Origin of the sequence: Pseudomonas sp. BW16M2 (assembly GCF_014268865.1) — a bacterium.
Taxonomy (GTDB): Bacteria; Pseudomonadota; Gammaproteobacteria; order Pseudomonadales; family Pseudomonadaceae; genus Aquipseudomonas; species Aquipseudomonas peradeniyensis.
Map to the genome: position 1 here is coordinate 182,876 of NZ_JABWRI010000005.1, position 19,464 is coordinate 202,339.

General features: G+C 65.2%; 16 protein-coding genes. 4 read left to right on the top strand and 12 right to left on the bottom strand.

What is annotated here, in order from left to right; all coding sequences use genetic code 11:
- Window positions 1-40 precede the first annotated feature (40 nt).
- The 3 genes from yjiA to HU735_RS07375 form a co-directional block, all read right to left on the bottom strand.
- Entirely contained in the window at window positions 41-1,033 is a 993-nt protein-coding gene (yjiA, locus tag HU735_RS07365) for a GTPase (protein ID WP_186712970.1), read from the bottom strand.
- Window positions 1,034-1,111: 78 nt separating this feature from the next.
- Window positions 1,112-1,309 (bottom strand): YbdD/YjiX family protein, encoded by a 198-nt coding sequence (locus tag HU735_RS07370; protein WP_186712971.1) that lies wholly within the window; start codon window positions 1,307-1,309, stop codon window positions 1,112-1,114.
- Window positions 1,310-1,322: 13 nt separating this feature from the next.
- Window positions 1,323-3,389 carry a carbon starvation CstA family protein gene (locus tag HU735_RS07375; RefSeq protein ID WP_050706910.1) on the bottom strand — a complete coding sequence of 689 codons (2,067 nt, stop codon included), beginning with the start codon at window positions 3,387-3,389 and terminating at the stop codon, window positions 1,323-1,325.
- 166 nt (window positions 3,390-3,555) lie between these two features.
- On the opposite strand from HU735_RS07375, the gene HU735_RS07380 reads away from it, so the two are divergent.
- Both HU735_RS07380 and HU735_RS07385 read left to right on the top strand, forming a co-directional pair.
- Window positions 3,556-3,924: a PilZ domain-containing protein gene (locus HU735_RS07380; RefSeq protein ID WP_186712972.1), complete on the top strand. Its 369-nt coding sequence runs from the start codon at window positions 3,556-3,558 to the stop codon at window positions 3,922-3,924.
- Window positions 3,925-4,185: 261 nt separating this feature from the next.
- Window positions 4,186-5,703: a nucleobase:cation symporter-2 family protein gene (locus HU735_RS07385; RefSeq protein WP_050706911.1), complete on the top strand. Its 1,518-nt coding sequence runs from the start codon at window positions 4,186-4,188 to the stop codon at window positions 5,701-5,703.
- A 210-nt stretch (window positions 5,704-5,913) separates the two neighbouring features.
- On the opposite strand, the gene HU735_RS07390 is transcribed toward HU735_RS07385, so the two are convergent.
- The 8 genes from HU735_RS07390 to radA all read right to left on the bottom strand — a co-directional run bounded on the left by HU735_RS07390 (window position 5,914) and on the right by radA (window position 17,103).
- Window positions 5,914-7,251: a TolC family outer membrane protein gene (locus HU735_RS07390; RefSeq protein WP_186712973.1), complete on the bottom strand. Its 1,338-nt coding sequence runs from the start codon at window positions 7,249-7,251 to the stop codon at window positions 5,914-5,916.
- Window positions 7,252-7,255: 4 nt separating this feature from the next.
- Window positions 7,256-8,587 carry an HlyD family type I secretion periplasmic adaptor subunit gene (locus HU735_RS07395; protein ID WP_186712974.1) on the bottom strand — a complete coding sequence of 444 codons (1,332 nt, stop codon included), beginning with the start codon at window positions 8,585-8,587 and terminating at the stop codon, window positions 7,256-7,258.
- Window positions 8,588-8,591: 4 nt separating this feature from the next.
- The gene (locus HU735_RS07400; RefSeq protein ID WP_186712975.1) at window positions 8,592-10,358 is read right to left on the bottom strand and encodes a type I secretion system permease/ATPase; all 1,767 of its coding nucleotides are present in this window, start codon (window positions 10,356-10,358) and stop codon (window positions 8,592-8,594) included.
- A 169-nt stretch (window positions 10,359-10,527) separates the two neighbouring features.
- The gene (locus HU735_RS07405) at window positions 10,528-11,145 is read right to left on the bottom strand and encodes a heme acquisition protein HasA (protein ID WP_186712976.1); all 618 of its coding nucleotides are present in this window, start codon (window positions 11,143-11,145) and stop codon (window positions 10,528-10,530) included.
- Window positions 11,146-11,227: 82 nt separating this feature from the next.
- A complete protein-coding gene (locus HU735_RS07410; RefSeq protein ID WP_238349769.1) occupies window positions 11,228-13,897 on the bottom strand; it encodes a TonB-dependent receptor in 2,670 nt (889 codons plus the stop codon).
- A 204-nt stretch (window positions 13,898-14,101) separates the two neighbouring features.
- Window positions 14,102-15,091: a FecR domain-containing protein gene (locus tag HU735_RS07415; protein ID WP_186712978.1), complete on the bottom strand. Its 990-nt coding sequence runs from the start codon at window positions 15,089-15,091 to the stop codon at window positions 14,102-14,104.
- A gap of 68 nt (window positions 15,092-15,159) precedes the next feature.
- Window positions 15,160-15,663 carry a sigma-70 family RNA polymerase sigma factor gene (locus tag HU735_RS07420; RefSeq protein ID WP_186712979.1) on the bottom strand — a complete coding sequence of 168 codons (504 nt, stop codon included), beginning with the start codon at window positions 15,661-15,663 and terminating at the stop codon, window positions 15,160-15,162.
- A gap of 72 nt (window positions 15,664-15,735) precedes the next feature.
- Window positions 15,736-17,103: a DNA repair protein RadA gene (radA, locus tag HU735_RS07425; protein ID WP_028691337.1), complete on the bottom strand. Its 1,368-nt coding sequence runs from the start codon at window positions 17,101-17,103 to the stop codon at window positions 15,736-15,738.
- Between the two features lie 177 nt (window positions 17,104-17,280).
- On the opposite strand from radA, the gene mscL reads away from it, so the two are divergent.
- Window positions 17,281-17,694: a large-conductance mechanosensitive channel protein MscL gene (gene mscL / locus HU735_RS07430; RefSeq protein ID WP_050706920.1), complete on the top strand. Its 414-nt coding sequence runs from the start codon at window positions 17,281-17,283 to the stop codon at window positions 17,692-17,694.
- Window positions 17,695-17,762: 68 nt separating this feature from the next.
- On the opposite strand, the gene HU735_RS07435 is transcribed toward mscL, so the two are convergent.
- Window positions 17,763-18,539, bottom strand: a complete 777-nt coding sequence (locus HU735_RS07435; protein ID WP_186712980.1) for a ferredoxin--NADP reductase — start codon at window positions 18,537-18,539, stop codon at window positions 17,763-17,765.
- Between the two features lie 215 nt (window positions 18,540-18,754).
- Between HU735_RS07435 and HU735_RS07440 the strand changes: the two genes are divergently transcribed.
- A complete protein-coding gene (locus tag HU735_RS07440) occupies window positions 18,755-19,459 on the top strand; it encodes an autoinducer binding domain-containing protein (RefSeq protein WP_186712981.1) in 705 nt (234 codons plus the stop codon).
- Window positions 19,460-19,464: the final 5 nt, after the last annotated feature.

Genomic DNA, 19,464 nt, shown 5'->3' on the forward strand with positions numbered 1-19,464 from the left:
AAGACCTTCAAAGGGCTGGCCATAAGGCGGCATTAGCAAGTCAGATACTTCTGACTCCCTCGTGACTCAACGCCTCAAATCCTATTCGAATCTTCTCCTCCGGCAGTTCATCGGCGATGAACACCATCACGCTTTCGCGCATCTCGCCTTCCTTCCAATCGGCGTCCCAGTCGAACCCGTACAGCTTCAGCACCCCCTGGAACACCAGACGGCGGTCCTCGCCGGCAATGTTCAGCACACCCTTGTAGCGCAGCAGTTGCTTGCCGTGCTCTTCCAGCAGCTCGTTCATGAAGTCGCTGAGCCGATCGATGTCCAACGGCGTTTCGGTGCGCAGCACCAACGTCGAGATACGGTCAGGGGTAGCGGGCTTGAGCAGCGGGCGCAAAGTGGGCTTGAGGCTGATGCCCAGGTCCGGGTTGAGGTTGAAGCCGCGCACATCGAGTAGTTCGGCCAGGTCGATGCGGCCGTGCTCGACCACGCGGATCGCCGCCCGGCCATTGATACGCGCCAGGCGCTCGCGCAGGGCGTCGACCACCTGTGGCTCGACCAGGTCGGTCTTGCTCAGCAGCAGGCGGTCGGCGAAGCCGACCTGGGCCTGGGCGATGGCCTGGGTCAGGTGCAGCTCGGCGTGGGCGGTGTCGACCAGGGTGATGATGCCGTCGAGGATATAGCGCTCGCGCAACTCTTCATCGATGAAGAAGGTCTGCGCCACTGGCGCCGGGTCGGCAAGGCCGGTGCATTCGATGACCAGGCGATCGAAGGCGATTTCACCGGCATCCAGCCGTTCGAGCAGCAGGTACAGGGCCCGGGTCAGGTCGCCATGGATGCTGCAGCACACGCAGCCGTTGGCCAGGGTCATGACCTGCACCGGTTCATCGCCCAGCAGCTGGCTGTCGATGCCGGCCTCGCTGAATTCGTTCTCGATCACGGCGAGCTTCAGGCCATGCTCGGCCTTGAGCATGTGCTTGAGCAATGTGGTCTTGCCGGCGCCAAGGAAGCCGGTCAGCACGGTAACGGGAATCGGCGTTTGCACGCGGTTGTCTCCTGCAGCTGAAAATGAAAGTGGGAGCCCGGTTGCCCGGGCTCCCACTGGTTCACGCGTGTCGCGGGTTCAACAGCACTTGGGCCCGGACTTGCCACCATAGCGCGCTTCCTGGCGCTCGCGGAAGAACTCCTCGTAGCTCATCACCGGCTTGTCCGGGTGCTTCTTCTGCATGTGCTCGACATAGTTGTCGTAGTCGGGCATGCCGACCATCAGGCGGGCGGCCTGCCCCAGGTACTTACCCAGTCGACCCAGGTCGTTGAACATCGCGGCGGTCCTCTCAAGCGTCAGGCAGGGCCTGGAAAGGGGTTTCCTTGTCGCTGCGCTCCTTGCGACCCAGGGCGGCGAGGCCGACCTTGACGGCGAAGAACAGCACGCTGAACACCACCACCAGGAACAGCACGGTCAGGCCGGCGTTGGTGTAGGCGTTGAAGATCACGTGCTGCATCTGGCCGATGTCCTTGGCCGGGGCCAGCACCTGGCCGGCGTCCAGCGCGGTGCTGTACTTCTTGGCCAGGGCCAGGAAGCCGACCGCCGGGTTCGGGTCGAACAGCTTGATCAGGCCCGCGGTGGTGGTGCAGATCAGCAGCCACACGGCCGGCAGCAGGGTGACCCAGACGTAGCGCTGGCGCTTCATCTTGATCAGCACCACGGTGCCGAGCATCAGGGCGATGCCGGCGAGCATCTGGTTGGAGATGCCGAACAGCGGCCACAGGGTGTTGATGCCACCCAGCGGGTCGATCACGCCCTGGTACAGCAGGTAGCCCCACAGCGCCACGCAACCGGCGGTGCCGATCAGGTTGGCGGTCCACGACTCGGTGCGTTTCAACGCTGGCACGAAGCTGCCCAGCAGGTCCTGCAGCATGAAGCGCCCAGCGCGGGTACCGGCGTCCACGGCGGTGAGGATGAACAGTGCCTCGAACAGAATGGCGAAGTGGTACCAGAACGCCATGGTGTTCTCGCCCGGCAGCACCTGGTGAAGGATCTGCGCGATACCGACCGCCAGGGTCGGCGCGCCGCCGGCACGGGCCAGGATGGTGTGCTCGCCGATGTCACGGGCGGTGGCCTCGAGCTGCTCGGGGGTGATCATGAAGCCCCAGCTGCTGACGGTCTGCGCCACCGAGACGACGTCGGCACCGACCACCGCGGCCGGGCTGTTCATGGCGAAGTACACGCCCGGCTCGATCACCGAGGCGGCAACCATGGCCATGATGGCGACGAACGACTCCATCAGCATGCCGCCGTAGCCGATGTAGCGGGCGTTGGTTTCGTTGTCCAGCAGCTTGGGCGTGGTCCCCGAGGAGATCAGCGCGTGGAAGCCGGACACCGCGCCGCAGGCGATGGTGATGAACAGGAACGGGAACAGGGTGCCCTTCCACACCGGGCCCGTGCCGTCGGTGAACTGGGTCAGCGCCGGCATTTTCAGTTCGGGCGCGATGATCAGGATGCCAATGGCAAGACCGACGATGGTGCCGATCTTGAGGAAGGTCGACAGGTAGTCACGCGGCGCCAGCACCAGCCACACCGGCAGCACGGCGGCGACGAAACCGTAGCCGACCAGCATCCAGGTGATCTGCACGCCGGTGAAGGTGAACGCCGGGCCCCACACCGGATCCGCGGCGATCTGGCCCCCCAGCCAGATCGACAGCAGCAGCAGGACCACGCCGATGACCGAGATCTCACCGATGCGGCCCGGGCGGATGTAGCGCATGTAGATGCCCATGAACATCGCGATCGGGATGGTCGCCATCACCGTGAACATGCCCCACGGGCTCTCGGCCAGGGCCTTGACCACGATCAGCGCCAGCACCGCGAGGATGATGATCATGATCAGGAAGCAGCCGAACAGGGCGATGGTGCCAGGGATGCGGCCCATTTCCTCGCGGACCATGTCGCCCAGCGAGCGGCCGTTGCGGCGGGTGGAGAGGAACAGGACCATGAAGTCCTGCACCGCGCCGGCCAGCACCACGCCGGCGATCAGCCACAGCGTGCCGGGCAGATAGCCCATCTGCGCGGCGAGGACCGGGCCCACGAGCGGGCCGGCGCCGGCGATGGCGGCGAAGTGATGGCCGAAGAGAATGTGCTTGTTGGTCGGGACGTAGTCCAGGCCATCGTTGTTGAGTACCGCGGGCGTGGCCCGGCGGGGGTCGAGCTGCATCACCTTGGTGGCGATGAACAGGCTGTAGTAACGGTAGGCGACCAGGTAGAGGGCCACTGCCGCGACCACGATCCACAAGGCGTTGATCGCCTCACCGCGACGCAGGGCAACCACACCCAGCGCGCAGGCCCCTATGACTGCCAGCGCCAGCCACGGAATGTGGCGTAGCAGGCTATTATTGTTGTTCATGGTTTACTTCCAGCTGGTGGATTGGAAAGACCGCCCATCGAGTCTAGGGCGAGTCATCGCGCATTGCCACACTTGCTTTGGTCTAGAGCCTCTGCGGCCAGATTGCGGTACCTGATACGACGCCAGGATTAACTATAGTCAGGTTGAACCCCCGAGGGCCTTCACCATGAGCGACCACGACGAACGCCGCCGTTTCCAACGCATCGCCTTCGATGCCCCTACCGAACTGCGCCAGGGTGAGCGGCGCTGGCCAGCAAAGCTCCTCGACCTGTCGCTCAAGGGTTTGCTGATCGAGCGCCCGCAGCATTGGGAAGTCGATCTCACCCAGGATTTCGATGCCGTCATTCACCTCAACGACAAGACGACCCAGGTAAGGATGCAGGTCGAACTGCGCCACGAAGAACCGACCCGCCTGGGCTTCGTCTGCCTGTACATCGACATCGATTCGCTGACCCATCTGCACCGTCTTGTGGAACTGAACCTGGCCGACAGCACCGAAATGATGCGCGAGCTGCGCGAACTCATCGAAGATTGATATCTCTTAGCCTGCTATCTATCTGGCTGTGACGGCTTTCCTGTCCAGCCAGACAGCTTTCCTGCACCCGCCAGCCTGTTTGTACACACCCCTCTGGAACAGCCTCCTGCATGTTGGAACGCAACCTGCATCCAGGTTTCACGCACCCTGGACGCATCCGTTCCGTCGCTACGATCAAAACTTTGTATACAATTTTTGTGGCAATTTTTTGTGGTAGTTGTCTACAGTAGCTGCACAACAATAAACAGAGAGCCTGCTCCAATGACCACGTCCCCCAGCACGTCTCCCGCCCCGCGCCCCGAGGACGAAAACCTCGGCCTTGGCGCCAACCTGGCCTACGGGCTGCAGCATGTCCTGACCATGTATGGAGGGATCGTCGCCGTACCCCTGATCCTCGGCCAGGCCGCCGGCCTGGCCCCGGCGGAAATCGGCCTGCTGATCGCCGCCTCGCTGTTCGCCGGGGGCCTGGCGACGTTGCTGCAGACCCTGGGCCTGCCGTTCTTCGGTTGTCAGCTGCCACTGGTGCAGGGCGTATCGTTCGCCGGCGTGGCGACCATGGGCGCGATCCTCGGCAGCCAGAGCGGTGGCGGCTTGCCTTCGGTGCTGGGCGCGGTGATGGCGGCTTCGCTGATCGGTTTCCTGATCACCCCGGTGTTCTCGCGCATCACCAAGTTCTTCCCGCCGCTGGTCACCGGCATCGTCATCACCACCATCGGCCTGACCCTGATGCCCGTGGCCGCACGCTGGGTGATGGGCGGCAACAGCGCCTCGCCGGAATTCGGCAGCGTGGCCAACATCGGCCTGGCCGGGCTGACCTTCGCCATCGTTCTGCTGCTGAGCAAGCTGGGCAGTGCGAGCATCTCGCGCCTGTCGATCCTCCTGGCCATGGTCGCCGGCACCCTGATTGCCTGGGCGCTGGGCATGACCGATTTCAGCAAGGTCACCGAAGGCCCGATCTTCGCCTTCCCCACGCCGTTCCACTTCGGCATGCCGACCTTCCATATCGCCGCGATCCTGTCGATGTGCATCGTGATCATGGTGACCCTGGTAGAAACCTCGGCGGACATCCTCGCGGTGGGTGAGATCATCGACACCAAGGTCGACTCCAAGCGCCTGGGCAATGGCCTGCGCGCCGACATGGCGTCGAGCATCCTGGCGCCGATCTTCGGCTCGTTCACCCAGAGCGCCTTCGCCCAGAACGTCGGCCTGGTGGCCGTGACCGGGGTGAAGAGCCGCTACGTGGTGGCCACCGGCGGGGTGATCCTGGTGGTGCTGGGCCTGCTGCCGATCATGGGCCGGGTCATCGCCGCAGTACCGACCCCGGTCCTCGGCGGCGCGGGCATCGTGCTGTTCGGCACCGTGGCGGCCAGCGGCATCCGCACCCTGTCCAAGGTCAACTACAAGAACAACGTCAACCTGATCATCGTCGCCGCCTCGCTGGGCTTCGGCATGATCCCGATCGCGGCGCCGACCTTCTACCACAACTTCCCGAGCTGGTTCGAAACCATCTTCCACTCCGGCATCAGCTCGGCGGCGATCATGGCCATCCTGCTGAACCTGATCTTCAACCACTTCACCACCGGCAACTCGGAGAACCAGTCGGTGTTCGCCGCGGCCTACGAGCGCACCATCCAGTACTCGGACATCTCGGCCCTGCGCGATGGCGACTACTTCAAGGATGGCAAGCTGTTCGACGCTGACGGCAACGAAGTTCCGGTGCTGGAACTGGACGAGCACGGCAACGAGGCGCCCAGGCGCAAGGCGGTTGCCGAACACTGATCGCTGACCAGGACGGTCATCGAGGGGGAGCCGACGCGCATCGTCGGCTCCCTTTTTTCGTCTCGAGCATGTGCGCGAGCAGGCACTGTGGGATGCGGGCACTGTGGGAGCGGGCTTGCCCCGCGATCCGGTCTGTCGGTACAACATCACTTCCTGACAGGACGCCATCGCGGGGCAAGCCCGCTCCCACGATCGATCCGCTGAGTCGCCCTAGCCGTGCGCCACGAAGTACCGGTTCAACACATTCAGGTCCCCCGCCTCCAGCACTCCCGCCAGATAGCGCAACTGCAACCACGCCCGCAGGTACTCATGGCGTGCCTGCGCCAGGTCGCGCCGGGCACCGAACAGCTGCTGCTCGGCGTCCAGCACATCGAGGTTGACCCGCTCCCCTCCCCGCACGCTCTTGCGCGTGGCCTGCACCAGGGCCGAGGCGGCCTTCACCGCCAGGTCGTAGGCACGGATCTTCGCCGTGCCGCTGGCGCACAGGTTGAACTGCCGACGCAGCTGGTTGAGCGTGTCGCGCAGCTGTGCATCCAGCTCGAAACCCGCGGCATCGCGCTGGGCCCGGGCCTGACGCACCGATGCCTGCACACCGCCCCCGGCAAACAGCGGCACGCTCAGTTGCACGCCGATGCTGTCGGTGTCGTAACGCTGGTTGTAGCTGCTCTCGGAGCTGGAACTGGAAATGCCCTTGCTGGCATAGGCACTCAACGAAGGCAGGTGCCCGGCCCGCTGCCGCTCGATGTTCTGCTCGGCGACCTCGAGCCCGTGGCGCTGGCTGGCCAGCTCGGCGTTGTGGGCGACGGCCAGGTCGCGCCAGGGTTCGAAACGTGTGGGAGTGAGCGGCTGGACGCGAAAATCGCCGGTCATCGGCGCCAGGTCCTCGACCGCCACCGGTTCGCCGATGATTGCCTGCAAGGCGCGCAACGCCGCATCGAGATTGTCGCCGGCCTCGATCTCCTGGGCCTGGGCCAACTCGTAGCGTGCGCGGGTTTCCAGTACATCGGTACGAGTGCCCTCGCCGCCCTTGAGCAGCCGCTCGTTGAGGGTCAGTTGCTCGGCGTAGGTGCGTCGCTGGGCCTGGGCCAGGGCGATCTGTTCATTGGCGAACAGCGCTTCGCTGTAGGCGCCGAACAGGCGCACCATCAACTCCTGGCCACGGCCGCGATAGCGCTCGTCGGCCAGGGCGACCTGGGCCACGCCACGGCGGTAATCGCTCCAGGCGGCATAGTCGAACAACGGCTGCTCGAGGGTCAGGGTCGAACTGTAGCTGCGGTAGTCGCGCTGGGTGGTCACATCGCCGAACTGGCTGCGCTGGGTCACCTCGGAATCGTTGCGGGCACGGTTGTAGCGATACGACAGCCTCGGCAGCAGCCCGGCGCGACCGATCGCCAGGTTCTCGAGCCCGGCCTCACGCTCGGCGATCGAACCCTGCCAGGTAGGATCATTGCGCAGCGCCAGGGCGTAGGCATCGCCCAGGTCCAGGGCCTGGGCCGAGAGGCTGGTCAACAACAGCAGCGGGCAGACGGCACGCAAAAACACTGACATCCTTTTATTCCTCGGCCAGGGCGACATGCACCCGGTCGGCCAGTGGCTTGAACAGGTAGTTGAGCATCGAGCGCTCGCCGGTCCGCACGAAGGCCTCCACCGGCATGCCCGGGCGGATATCCAGGCCGGCCAATTGCCCGAGGCCCTGCTCGCTGACCTTGATGCGCACCTGGTAGTAGGGCTGCTGGGTCTTTTCGTCGAGCAGGCGGTCGGCCGAAACCAACGTGACCTCGCCATCCACCCGCGGCGTGGTGCTCTGGTTGAAAGCGACGAACATCAGTTCCACCGGCAGCCCTGGGCGCAGGCGGTCGACCATGTCCACCGAGGCGCGGGCGTCGACCAGCAGCGGCGCATCGCGCGGCACGATCTCCATCAGTTGCTGGCCCCTGGCGATGACCCCGCCGTTGGTGAACACGCTGAGGCCGACCACCGTGCCGGCCACGGGCGCCCGCACCTGGGTATGGGCCAGCTCGAATTCGGCGCTGCGCAGGCGGTTGTCCAGGTCCTCGGCGCTGGCCTGCAGTTCGGCGAGCTGCTGGCGCACCTCGTTCTGGTACTCCTGCTGGCGCTGGCCGATGCGCAGCTTGAGTTCCAGCACCTGACGCCGGGTGCGGCCGATGCTGCCGAAATCCTCGGCGATCGAGCCGTTGACCTGGGCCAGCAGACGTTCGCTGTCGAGCAGGCGATTGCGGGCGATGTAGCCATCCCGAGCCAGTTGGCGCAGGCCGCGCAGTTGCTCGTCCAGCGCGTCACGCTGGGCCTGTTTGCTGGCCAGCGAGCCTTGCAGGCCCTGCAACGAGGCTTCGGCACCGGCGATGCTCTCGCGCAGGCCACCGAGTTCCATCTCCAGCGCCTGGGCGCGGCTGCTGCGCAGTTGCCGCTGGCTCTCCAGCACCGTGGCCACCCAGGCGCTGGCAGCCTGGTCACGCAGACCTTGGGGGAACTCGATCGAAGCCCTGCCATCGCGCTCGGCCAGCAGGCGCGCCTCGGCGGCGCGGGCGTTGACGTACTGCACCCGCAGCGAACCGACCTGTGCCTGGGCCTGGGTCGGGTCCATGCGCAGCACGACCTGGCCGGCGCTCACCGTGTCGCCGTCACGCACCAGCAACTGCTCGATCACCCCGCCCGTGGGGTGCTGCACGGCCTGTCGGCTACCGGCGACCATCACGCTGCCGCTGACCGGCACGCCTTTGTCCAGCGGCGCCAGCGCGGCCCACAGGAGGAAACCGCCGAAACCTGCCAGCACCAGCCAGCGGCCCACCCGGCCCGGGCGGTGTTCGTCGAGGCTGAGCAGGCTCGCCTCGGTCTTTTGCGTGGAGAGGGCGTGTACGCTCATGGTGTCAGGCTCTTGGCTGGCCGAAGGTGACGCTCAGGCCGATAGGGTTGCGTGTGGAGGATGGCGCGACGGGGGCGGGAGCCGGCCGGGCGGCCCGCTGTGCGTCCTGCAGCACCCGGGCGGTGGGGCCGAAAGCCTGCAACTGGCCGCCCTTGAGCATCAGCAGGTTGTCCAGGCCGGCCAGCAGCGAGGACTTGTGGGTGATCAGGATCAACGTGCGCTTGTGCTCGCGCAGCCTGGCAATGGCCTCGACCAACGCCTGCTCCCCGGCCTCATCGAGATTGGAGTTGGGCTCGTCGAGCACGATCAGCGCCGGCAGCCCATACAACGCCCGCGCCAGGCCGATGCGCTGGCGCTGGCCGCCGGACAGACCCAGCCCGCCCTCCCCCAGCTGCGTGTCATAGCCTCCCGGCAGCTTGAGGATCATGTCGTGCACCCCCGCCAGCTGCGCCGCAGCCACCACCTGCTGGGCATCCACCGGGCCGAGCCGGGCGATGTTGTCGGCGATGCTGCCGGCGAACAGCTGCACGTCCTGGGGCAGGTAGCCGATATGCTGACCCAGTGCGCCACGGTCCCAGACCTTCAGGTCCGCGCCATCCAGGCGAACCTTGCCGCTCGCCGGGGCAACGGCGCCGACCAGCAGCCGCGCCAGGGTCGACTTGCCCGAGCCGGACGGACCGATGATCCCCAGTGACTCCCCCGCCGGCAGTTCGAAGCCCAGGTTGTTCAGGCACAGACGGCTGCTACCCGGCTGCGTCGCCCCCACCTGCTCAAGCGTCAGCTTGCCAAGCGGCGCCGGCAACGGCATGCCCGCCGGACACGGCGGCTGGGCCTGCAGCAGCTCGCTGAGGCGCTGATAGGCCAGGCGCGCACCACTCCATTGGCGCCAGGCACCGATCAACTGGTCGATCGGTGCCAGTACCCGGGCCATGAGGATGGAACCGGCGATCATCATCCCCGGCGTGATCAATTGCTCGATGGCCAGCCATGCGCCCAGGCCGAGCACCAGCGACTGCAGGGCCAGGCGCACGGTCTTGGTCAATGCGGTGACCGCCGCGGTACGCTCGCTGCCCAGGTTCTGCCGGGCCAGGAAGCCATGGTGCAGGCGCGCCCAGCGCTGGCGCACCGGCGCCAGCATGCCCATGGCCTCGATCACCTCGGCGTTGCGCAGGTTGGCGCTGGCTTCCAGACCGGCCTGCTGCGACAACTGCCCGGCCTCGGCGAACGGCGCCTGGGTCAGGCGCTCGTTGACCCAGGCCAGCAGCGTCAGCAGCACCGCCCCCAGCAGTGCCATCAGGCCGAGCCATGGGCTGAACATGAACATCACCAGCAAGTACACCGGGAACCACGGCGCGTCGAAGAACGCGAACAGGGCCTGGCCGGTGGCGAACTGGCGCAGCGCGGTCAGGTCGGCGAGCATCTGCCCCGCGGCGCCCTTGTGCCCGGCCAGGCTGGCCTCATAGGCGGCCTCGAACACCCGTGGATTGAGGTCCATGTCCATGCGCGTGCCCAGGCGGATCACCACCTGGCTGCGCAGCCACTCCAGCAGCCCCATGAAGGCGAACACCCCGAGCACCATGAGGCTGAGCATCAGCAGGGTCATCTCGTTGCGCGACGACAGGACCCGGTCGTAGACCTGCAGCATGTACAGCGCCGGCGCCAGCATCAGCACGTTGATCACCACGGTGAACAGCGCAACGTTGCCAAGCCCGGCCCGACAGGCCCTGAGCGCCCGCAGCACTTCGTTGGCCGCGGCGGGAGCGGTTCGCATTTGTTGGAAACCTCGTAGAAGGCGCCGACCGGTGATTGCATTCGCCCTGTCGTCGCCACAGAATTCGCACCGCCGCAGCCTGGGCCCGGCAAAGACACGGGCTGCGGGGTAAGTGCATCAGATCAGCGAATGGCGGGGTGACCTTCCATTCGCTTTTTCATGCCTGCGCTCAGGCCGCCAGGGCCAGATCCTCCGGCAGCGCCTGCACGCCGACCGCTTCGGCGGCAGCCGCGTGAACCGGGCCGGCAGCCAGGGCCGCACCGATCTCGGCGAAAGTGCTGTTGGTGGACACGCCATAACCGGCCAGCAGGTTGTCCAGCACGCCTTCCAGGGCCGAGGTGTTGCCCTGCATCAGGCCGTAGATCACGCCCTGCACTTCGTTGCCGGCACGCCCGGCGCCCTGCGCGGCATCCAGGTCCAGGCCGTTGAAGCTGACCACGTAGTTGCCCAGGCTGAAGTCGCTGCCGGTGCCGCCACCGAGCACTTCACCCAGGGAGACGTTGTCCAGCGAGCCCCACAGGTAGTGGTTGAGGTTGTCGCCCGGGGCCTTGGACGGGTCGAACACATAGTGCAGACCGTTGGCGCTGTCGCTGTCGGCAATGAAGGCGTAGTCCGAGTTGTTGCGACCGTGGGTGGCGTACTGGTCGCCATCGAAGGTGCCGTTGCTGAAACCGCCGGTGTTGCTGTAGCCATGGCCGGCGGTGACGAAGCCGGCACTCCAGAAGGCCAGGTAGTCATCGACGGTCGAGCTGGCGAAGGCGGCGTCATAGTTAACGGAGATGGTCATAACGGTTCCTCGTTGTTGCACAGTGATGACGAAGGCGCGTTCCGTGCCTTCGCGTCGCCCGGAATGGGCAAACCCGGTTGGTTCAGAAGCGGTATTCGAGCATGCCGCTCAAGGTGCGGCCGCGGGCCAGCGACAGGTTGTTGCCGTCGCCCATGGCCACGAAGTAGGCCTCGTCGGTGGCGTTCTCCAACGACAGGGCCAGGTTCAGGCTGGGGGTCATCCAGTAGCTGGCGTAGAGGTCGTAGACCGTGTACTGCGGCCACTGGGCCTGGTCGATCTGGTTGTAGGTATGGCTCTTGAGGTTCTCGCCGTTGCCTTCGCTGTAGCGCACGCGCATGCCCACATCCAGGGTGCGTTCGAGCAGGCGCATGCCCAGGGTCAGGGCGCCACGGTCGGCGGGCATGTACGAAGCGTTGCCCATGATGTCGCCGCAACTGACGATACTGTTGGTGTCTGCGGCGCCCTCGGCGCGTGAGACGCGCACCGGCAGCATGATGATGCGGCTGCCCACCCGCACCGGGCGCATGACGGTGCCGGCGCTGACCAGACGCTGCGCGCCACCCATGTAGAACTGGTTGGAACAGAACTCGTTGCTGCCGATCATGTGGGTGTAGCTGAGCTGGCCGTAGTAGGCGCCGGCATCGTAGTCCAGGCTGTATTCCACGCCGCGAAAGCGCGTGGTCTCCAGGTTGTTCTGGTAGGCCGAACGGCCCAGGGCGATGCCTGCCACGCTGCTGCCGGGCAGCGAGACATTGGTGTCGAGGAACGAGAAGTTGTCGATGCGCGTATCGAAGTAGGCGACCTTGGCGCCGAAGCGGTCGCCGTCGCGCAGCAGCGACTCCTTGAAGATGTTCAGCCCCAGCTCCCAGTTGTGCGACTCCTCGGCCTTGAGGAACGGGTTGGGGTAGACCATCTCGGCACTGCCGCCGGCATGCGGGCGGCCGCTCATGAACACTTCGGTCACCGCTGGCGGGCGCCAGCCACGGCCCCAGCGGGTGTAGAGCTGCAACCAGTCCGGCCCGGGCTTGAGCGCGATGCCGAAGGTCGGCGAGAAGCGGCCCTCCTCGGTATCCTCGTCGAAGATCATGTGGGTCTGCTGGCGGGTAAGGCCGACCTCGGTGACGCCCTCGGGGTACATCCAGGTGGTGACGCCGGTCTTGCCGCTCAGGCGATAACGGTCATAGCGCAGCCCGGCATCCAGGGTGAGCCAATCGTCATGCTCGTAGGTGAGCTTGCCGAACAGGCTGGCCATCACCCGCTTGCCCTTGGGGTTGGCGCCCTGCACGTAGGGTAGTGACTCCACCTCGTTGGCCGCGGCGATGCGCTCGGTGCTGGGGCGAAAGCTGTCCTGGAACAACTCGGTGCCGTAGTTGAAGCTCAGGGTATCAGCCTGCCCCAGGTGCCAACGCGAGGTGTTCTGCAGTTGCAGGCCCCAGGTGTCGGTCTGGAAGCGGTCGGTGTAGGCCTCGACACGGTTGCCGGTGGCGGCGCTGGACAGGTTGTCGGCGTTCCAGCGGTCCTGGCGGGTGGTCACGTAGTACAGCTTGGCCTTGAAGTCGATCAGGTCGTTGTCCGGGGTGAAGCTGTAATCCAGCGCGGCATTCTTCGCATTGATGTCGTTGGTGCCGGTGACCCGGTAGTAATAGCGGTTGGCATTGCTGTCGTTGTAGGTCCAGGCGTCCTTGCTGTCGGTGTCGGTCTCGATGTAGCTGAACTGCAGGCGCTGGTCGTCGGCGAAGTTGAGGCCGAGCTTGAACAGCTGTGAGCGGGTCACGCTGTCCATCGCTCCCACTTCGCCATGCAGCCAGCTCTTCCAGGCCTGGCGATTCTCCAGCTTGCCGCGGATCTGCGTGCCCAGGTTGTCGGCGTTCTGCGTACCGCTGCGGTAGTTGCCGAAATGCCGCTCGCTGTGGCCAAGCAGGATATCGCCGGCTTCATTGCCGACGGCGAACAGTGCACTGCCATTGAAGTAGGTGCCGTTGCCCAACTCGCCGATACCGTGGCCGGCGCGCAGGCGACCACCGATCTCCTTGCCCGGAGCGAGCAGGTCACGGGCATCGACGGTGTTGAAGCTGGCGATGCCGCCGATCACCCCGGCACCGCCCATGCCGGCCGAGGTGCCCTTGTCGATCTCGACACCCTGGATGAACTCCGGGTCGATGAACATCACGCCGTTGCGCTGCTGGTGGCCGTTGACGTTGAAGTTCTGGCGCATGCCGTCGATGTTCATGTTGACCCGGCCATAGTCCTGCACGCCGCGGATGTTCACCGACAGTCCGGGGTCACGCTGGTTGACGGCGGTGTACACGCCCGCGGTCTGTTCGAGCAGGTCGGCGGCATGACGAGGGGCGCGCTGCTCGATCTGCTCACGGGTAATGACACTCACCGATCGCGGGGTCTGGTACACCCAATCACCATCGCGCTGCGAATCGACATGGGTCGCGCCCAGCTCCAGCGCCTCGCCGTCCTGGACGATTCGCTCCAGGCCGACCTGGCCGGCGGCACTGAAGCGGTAGCGTACTGGCGTGCCGCGCAGCAGTTGGCGCAGGCCCTCTTCGGCCGGGTAGCTGCCCTGCAGCCCTTCGCTGCGCAGGCCGGCCAGCTTGCGGCTGTCGAAGAACACCTGCACACCGGACTGCTCGGCGTAGGCCAGTACCGCGCTGTCGAGCGACTGGGCCGGAATATCGAAACGCACCAGGTTGCGGCTGGCGGTGCTTGGCAAATCGGCAGCGTGTGCCTGGCCGATCCCCATCGGCAATGCACAACTGCACAGGACCAGGCTGCCGGCCAGGGCGAGGCGGCCCAGAGGGCGCAAGGGTTGTTGTCGTGGCGTGCTCACTGCGGTTGCTCGTCCGTTGTTGGCGTTTTCTAGTAATGAAAATCAATCTCAACAATCAGACGAGCTGCGCAGGAAAAGTCAGTAAATAAAATTGAAAGTATTTTGCCGAAGCCGCATTCAGTACAGCACGGCCAAGCCTGGAAGCTCGATCAGCCGGGCCTTGAGCTCGTCACCGAGCACCGCCGGGGCGGTGCCTAGCTGGTCGAGGCGGAATACGCCGCTGACCTCACGCCGGGCCAGTGCGTCACTGGCAACCACCAGCTGGCCAGCACGGTAGCGATTGAGCCGGGCGACCACCTCGGCGAGCGGCTGGCGCTCGAACACCAGCACGCCGCGCTGCCAGTCCGTGGCCCGTCGCAGGTCGTGCTCCGGCCATGGTCGCACCCCCTTGCTCTGGTCATAGCGCAGGCTATCGCCCTGCTCCAGTAACTGGCTGGCCTGGCCCCGCAACGGCGGCACCTGCAATTCGACTGCAACGCTGTGCTCCAGCATGCCGACCCAGCCCCCCTCACCCGCCGCGCCAACCACGAAGCGTGTACCGAGGGCGCGGCTGGTAGCCCCGGCGTATTCGACCACGAATGGGCGTGCGTCCCGGGACGTGACCGGTGCGGCAGTGAAGATGGCCTCACCGGACAACAGGCGCACGCGGCGTTCTTGATCGTCGAAGGCAAGCTGGACGGCGCTGCGGCTGTCCAGTTCGACCTGGCTGCCATCGGGCAGGGTCACCCGGCGCACCTCGCCGATACCCGTGAGGTAGTCGGCGCGCCAGCCTAGCCAGGCCTGCGGCCCTTGCTGCACGGCCAGCACGGCCAGCAACAGCGCCGCCGCGCTGGCGACAGCCCGGCGCAGCCGAGGTCGCCGTCGCCGCATCGGGCTGCCCTGAAGGGGAGTCGTGGGGCGAGCGCTCGAGACGGCGGGCAAGCTTGCCAATAGCCCAAGGTCAGCCCAGGTGGCCTGGGCGAACCCATAGGCACGGGCGTGCCGGGGATCGCTGGCACACCACTGGTCCAAGGCGTGCTGCTGCGCCGGGCTCAGGGGACCGGCCTGCTGCAGCACCACCCACTCGGCGGCCTGCTCGCGGATGGCTTGCTCGTTCTGGCTGCTCACACGGTTCTCTCGCGATCTGGTTATGTCTGGGCTGACGTCTGAAGCGGCATTTGTCAGTAAACCGTTGGTCATTCGGTTTCCTGCAGGCACTGCATCACATAGGCCAGGGCCTTGGCCAGATGCTTTTGCACCGAGCTGTCCGAGATCCCCAGGTGCCGGGCAACCTCGGCGTGGGTCATGCCCTCCAGGCGGTTGAGGCGAAAGATTTCCCGGGTGCGTTCGGGCAGCTCGCCGAGGATCGCCTGCAGGCGACGCAGGTGCTGCTCGCGCACGGCCTGCTCCTCGAGCCCGGGGCCGTCCTCGACGATCGCCTCGAAGGCCTCGTGGGGCACCGAGTCGGTCTTGCGTCGCTGCTGCTGGCGCACATGATCGATCATCAGGTTGTGCGCGGTGCGGTAGAGGTAGGCCTGGGCGTTTTCGATCGGCTCGTGACGTTGCTGCTCGGCCAGGTGCAGGAAGCTGTCCTGCACCAGGTCGGCCGCCAGCTGCGGGTCGCGCACCTTGCGCGAGAGCAGGCCCTGAAGATTTTTCGCGTGCTTTGTGAACAGCCGCTTGAGGTCGAACTCCGCCACACGCTCTCCATGGGGTGGTCGCAAGGTGGCGGTATGCTACTGGTTATTGAGAATCACTTGCAAGAAACAGCATTACTCGAAGAGTGCATCCAGCGCCTGTTCCAGACGGGTCACGGCAATCACCTGCAACCCGGCGGGCGCTTCCTTCGGCGCGTTGCCCTTGGGCACGATGGCGCGCTTGAAGCCATGCTTGGCCGCCTCTTTCAGGCGCTCCTGGCCACTGGGTACCGGGCGCACCTCGCCCGACAGGCCGATCTCGCCGAACACCAGCAGGCCATGGGCCAGCGGGCGATTGCGCAGGCTCGACATCACCGCGGCCAGCAACGCCAGGTCCGAGGCGGTTTCGAGCACCTTCACGCCGCCAACGACGTTGAGGAACACGTCCTGGTCATGGGTGGGAATACCGCCGTGCCGGTGCAGCACCGCCAGCAGCATGGCCAGGCGGTTCTGGTCCAGGCCCAGGGTCACCCGTCGCGGGTTGGCCAGGTGGCTGTCGTCGACCAGCGCCTGGACCTCCACCAGCATCGGCCGGGTACCTTCCCAGGTGGCCATGACCACGCTGCCCGGCACTTCCTCCTGGGTGCGGTTGAGGAAGATCGCCGAGGGGTTGGAGACTTCCTTCAGACCACGGTCGGTCATGCCGAACACGCCCAGTTCGTTGACCGCACCGAAGCGATTCTTCACCGCGCGCAGCAGGCGCAGACGGCCATCGGACTCGCCCTCGAAATACAACACGGTATCGACCATGTGCTCGAGCACCCGGGGCCCGGCCAGCGAGCCTTCCTTGGTGACGTGGCCGACCAGGAAGATCGCCGTGCCGCTCTGCTTGGCGTAGCGCACCAGCAACGCCGTGCTCTCGCGCACCTGGGCGACACCGCCCGGGGCCGACTGCAACTGCTCGGTGAAGATGGTCTGGATCGAGTCGATGACCATCACCCGCGGCTTTTCCTGGCGCGCGGTAGCGATGATGGTCTCGATGCAGGTTTCAGTCATGACCTTGAGCTGGTCCTGGGGCAGGCCCAAGCGCCGGGAACGCATGGCCACCTGCTGCTGCGACTCCTCGCCGGTGACATACAGCGCCGGCATCTGCGTGGCAATGTTGCACAGGGTCTGCAGGAGGATGGTGGACTTGCCGATCCCCGGATCGCCACCGATCAGCACTACCGAGCCGTCCACCAGGCCACCGCCGAGCACGCGGTCGAGCTCGGTGCTGCTGGTGGTGAAGCGCGGGATCTCCTCGACGCTGACTTCGGCCAGGGTCTTGATCTGCGCCTGCTGCCCGGTCCAGCCGGCACGCCCGCTCGGCGCCGCGGCGCCGCCACTTTCGATCATGGTCTCGACCAGGGTGTTCCAGGCCCCGCAATCACCGCACTGGCCGGCCCATTTGGGGAAGGTCGCGCCGCACTCTGTGCAGCCATACAAGCGCTTGGCCTTGGCCATGGGCGGGTCTCCTGGAAAAAACCGCCATGATAGCCGAACACCGACGTGTCCCGAAGGCCGCGGCAGGCGACCAAACTATTCGCGCTAAACACAGTCTGTAGCTGCGAACGTCACGCATGAAGCGTTTTAGTGGCTTACACTGCGTTTACCTCTCCATTCGTAACAAAGGAATACAGCATGGGCATGCTCAGTGAATTCAAGGCCTTCGCGGTCAAGGGAAATGTCGTCGACATGGCGGTAGGTATCATCATCGGCGCGGCGTTCGGCAAGATCGTCTCTTCCTTTGTCGGCGACGTGATCATGCCCCCCATCGGCCTGCTGATCGGCGGCGTGGACTTCAGCGACCTGGCGATCACGCTCAAGGCCGCCGAGGGCGATGTGCCGGCCGTGGTAATGGCCTATGGCAAGTTTATCCAGACCATCCTCGACTTCATCATCGTCGCCTTCGCCATCTTCATGGGCGTGAAGGTGATCAACCGCCTCAAGCGCGAAGAGGCCGTGGCACCGACCGCACCGCCGGTACCGAGCGCCGAGGAAACCCTGCTGACCGAGATTCGCGACCTGCTCAAGGCGCAGAACCGCCAGCCCTGAAGCACAAAACGACTGGGGCCGCTTTGCGGCGGCCCCAGTGGCGACGATCCAAACAGTGCCGTTATTCCTTACCAGTAGTTCTCCACCGCCACCTGCCCCGGCCGCTTGCTCAGGCTCAGCTGCAGGTCACGCGCCTTGAGCACCTTGCGCGTCTCGTCGATCATTTCTGGGTTGCCGCACAGCATGATCCGAGAGTGCTCCGGCGACAGCGCCAGCCCCGCCGCCTTTTCCAGCTCACCGTTCTCGATCAGCGTGGTGATCCGCGCATTCAAAGCGCCCGGATGCTGCTCTCGGGTCACCACCGGGATGAACTGCAGCTTGCCCGCGAACTCCGCCAGGTAGTCGCGTTGTTCCAGCGCGGCGATCTCGTCCACATACGCCAGCTCCTTCGCCTCGCGCACCGAGTACACCAGCTTGATGTTGTCAAAACGCTCCCAGGCCTCGAAGTCCTGCAGGATCGACATGAACGGCGCAATGCCGGTGCCGGTGGCCAGCAGCCACAGGTCGCGACCACCGACGAAACGGTCGAGGGTCAGGTAGCCGAAGGCCTGGCGGTCGATCAGCAGGGTGTCGCCCTCGCCCAGGCGGCTCAGCTCACTGGTGAACTCGCCCCCCGGCACCACGATGGAGAAGAAGTCGAGGTATTCGTCGTGGGGCGCGCTGACCATGGAATAGGCGCGCCAGGCGACGCTGCCATCGGCCTTGCTCACGCCCAGGCGGGCGAACTGCCCGGCGCGGAAGCGGAATCCGGCATCACGGGTGACACGCAGGGAAAACAGGTTGGGCGTCAGGGGCTGGACGTCGAGCAGGGTCTGGCGGGTAAATTTGTCGGCGCTGGCGGTCATGACGGGCTCCATGGAACAGATGCGCGTAGTGTCGCGCAAAGCAGCGGAGATAAACACCGTCGGTTTGTAAGGTATCGCCTGGGACTGCGCGCAATCAGCTAAGAAAACGCGCCAGCTATAACAAAAAAACCCAGCACAGAGTTAGGAGATTTCCTACACTTCGTTCCGTGCAATGCTGACTTTGGATCCAGCGCGAAGCAAAGGGAGCTTCATCAATGCCACATTGGAACAGTGAAGAACTTCAGCAGATGCTGAATGAGCGACAGCCGAAGCAGTTTTTTGACCGTGCCGTTGCATTGACCAAGCAACTGGGCATGGAGTTTGTCGGCCTTTCGCTGCACCTGCATGTCGCCGCCCGCGGTCCACAAGTGATCCTGTACAACAACTACCCCAGCACCTGGAATGAGCGCTACCAGGCGAAAGACCTCATCAAGATAGACCCGACGGTATCAAAATGCCGCCAAACCACAATGCCGCTGGTCTGGTGCGATGAGTTGTTCAGCGAAGTCCCCCACCTGCGTGAAGCCGCTTCGGCACATGGTATGACCCATGGCTGGAGCCAGTCAGTGCACGACCAGCAGCACAACGAAAGCCAGTTGAGCGTCTCCAGGCCGCTGGGTGTGGTCACCCGTGAGGAACTGTTTGAAAAAAGCGCACAGGTGATGTGGCTGTGCAACACCATGCACGCCGTGCTCGGCGCGCACCACCTGGAGAAGTACAACCCGGTGCCGCAGTTGAGTGACCGCGAACTCGAAGTGCTCAAGTGGTCCGCCGCCGGCAAGACCGCCGCCGATGTGGCGATGATCCTCTCGTTGTCCACCAGCACCGTGAACTTCCACATTCGCAGCGTGATCACCAAGACCAACGCCTCCAACAAAGCCGGCGCCATTGCCATCGCAGCCTTGCGCGGCCTGCTCTGACAGCC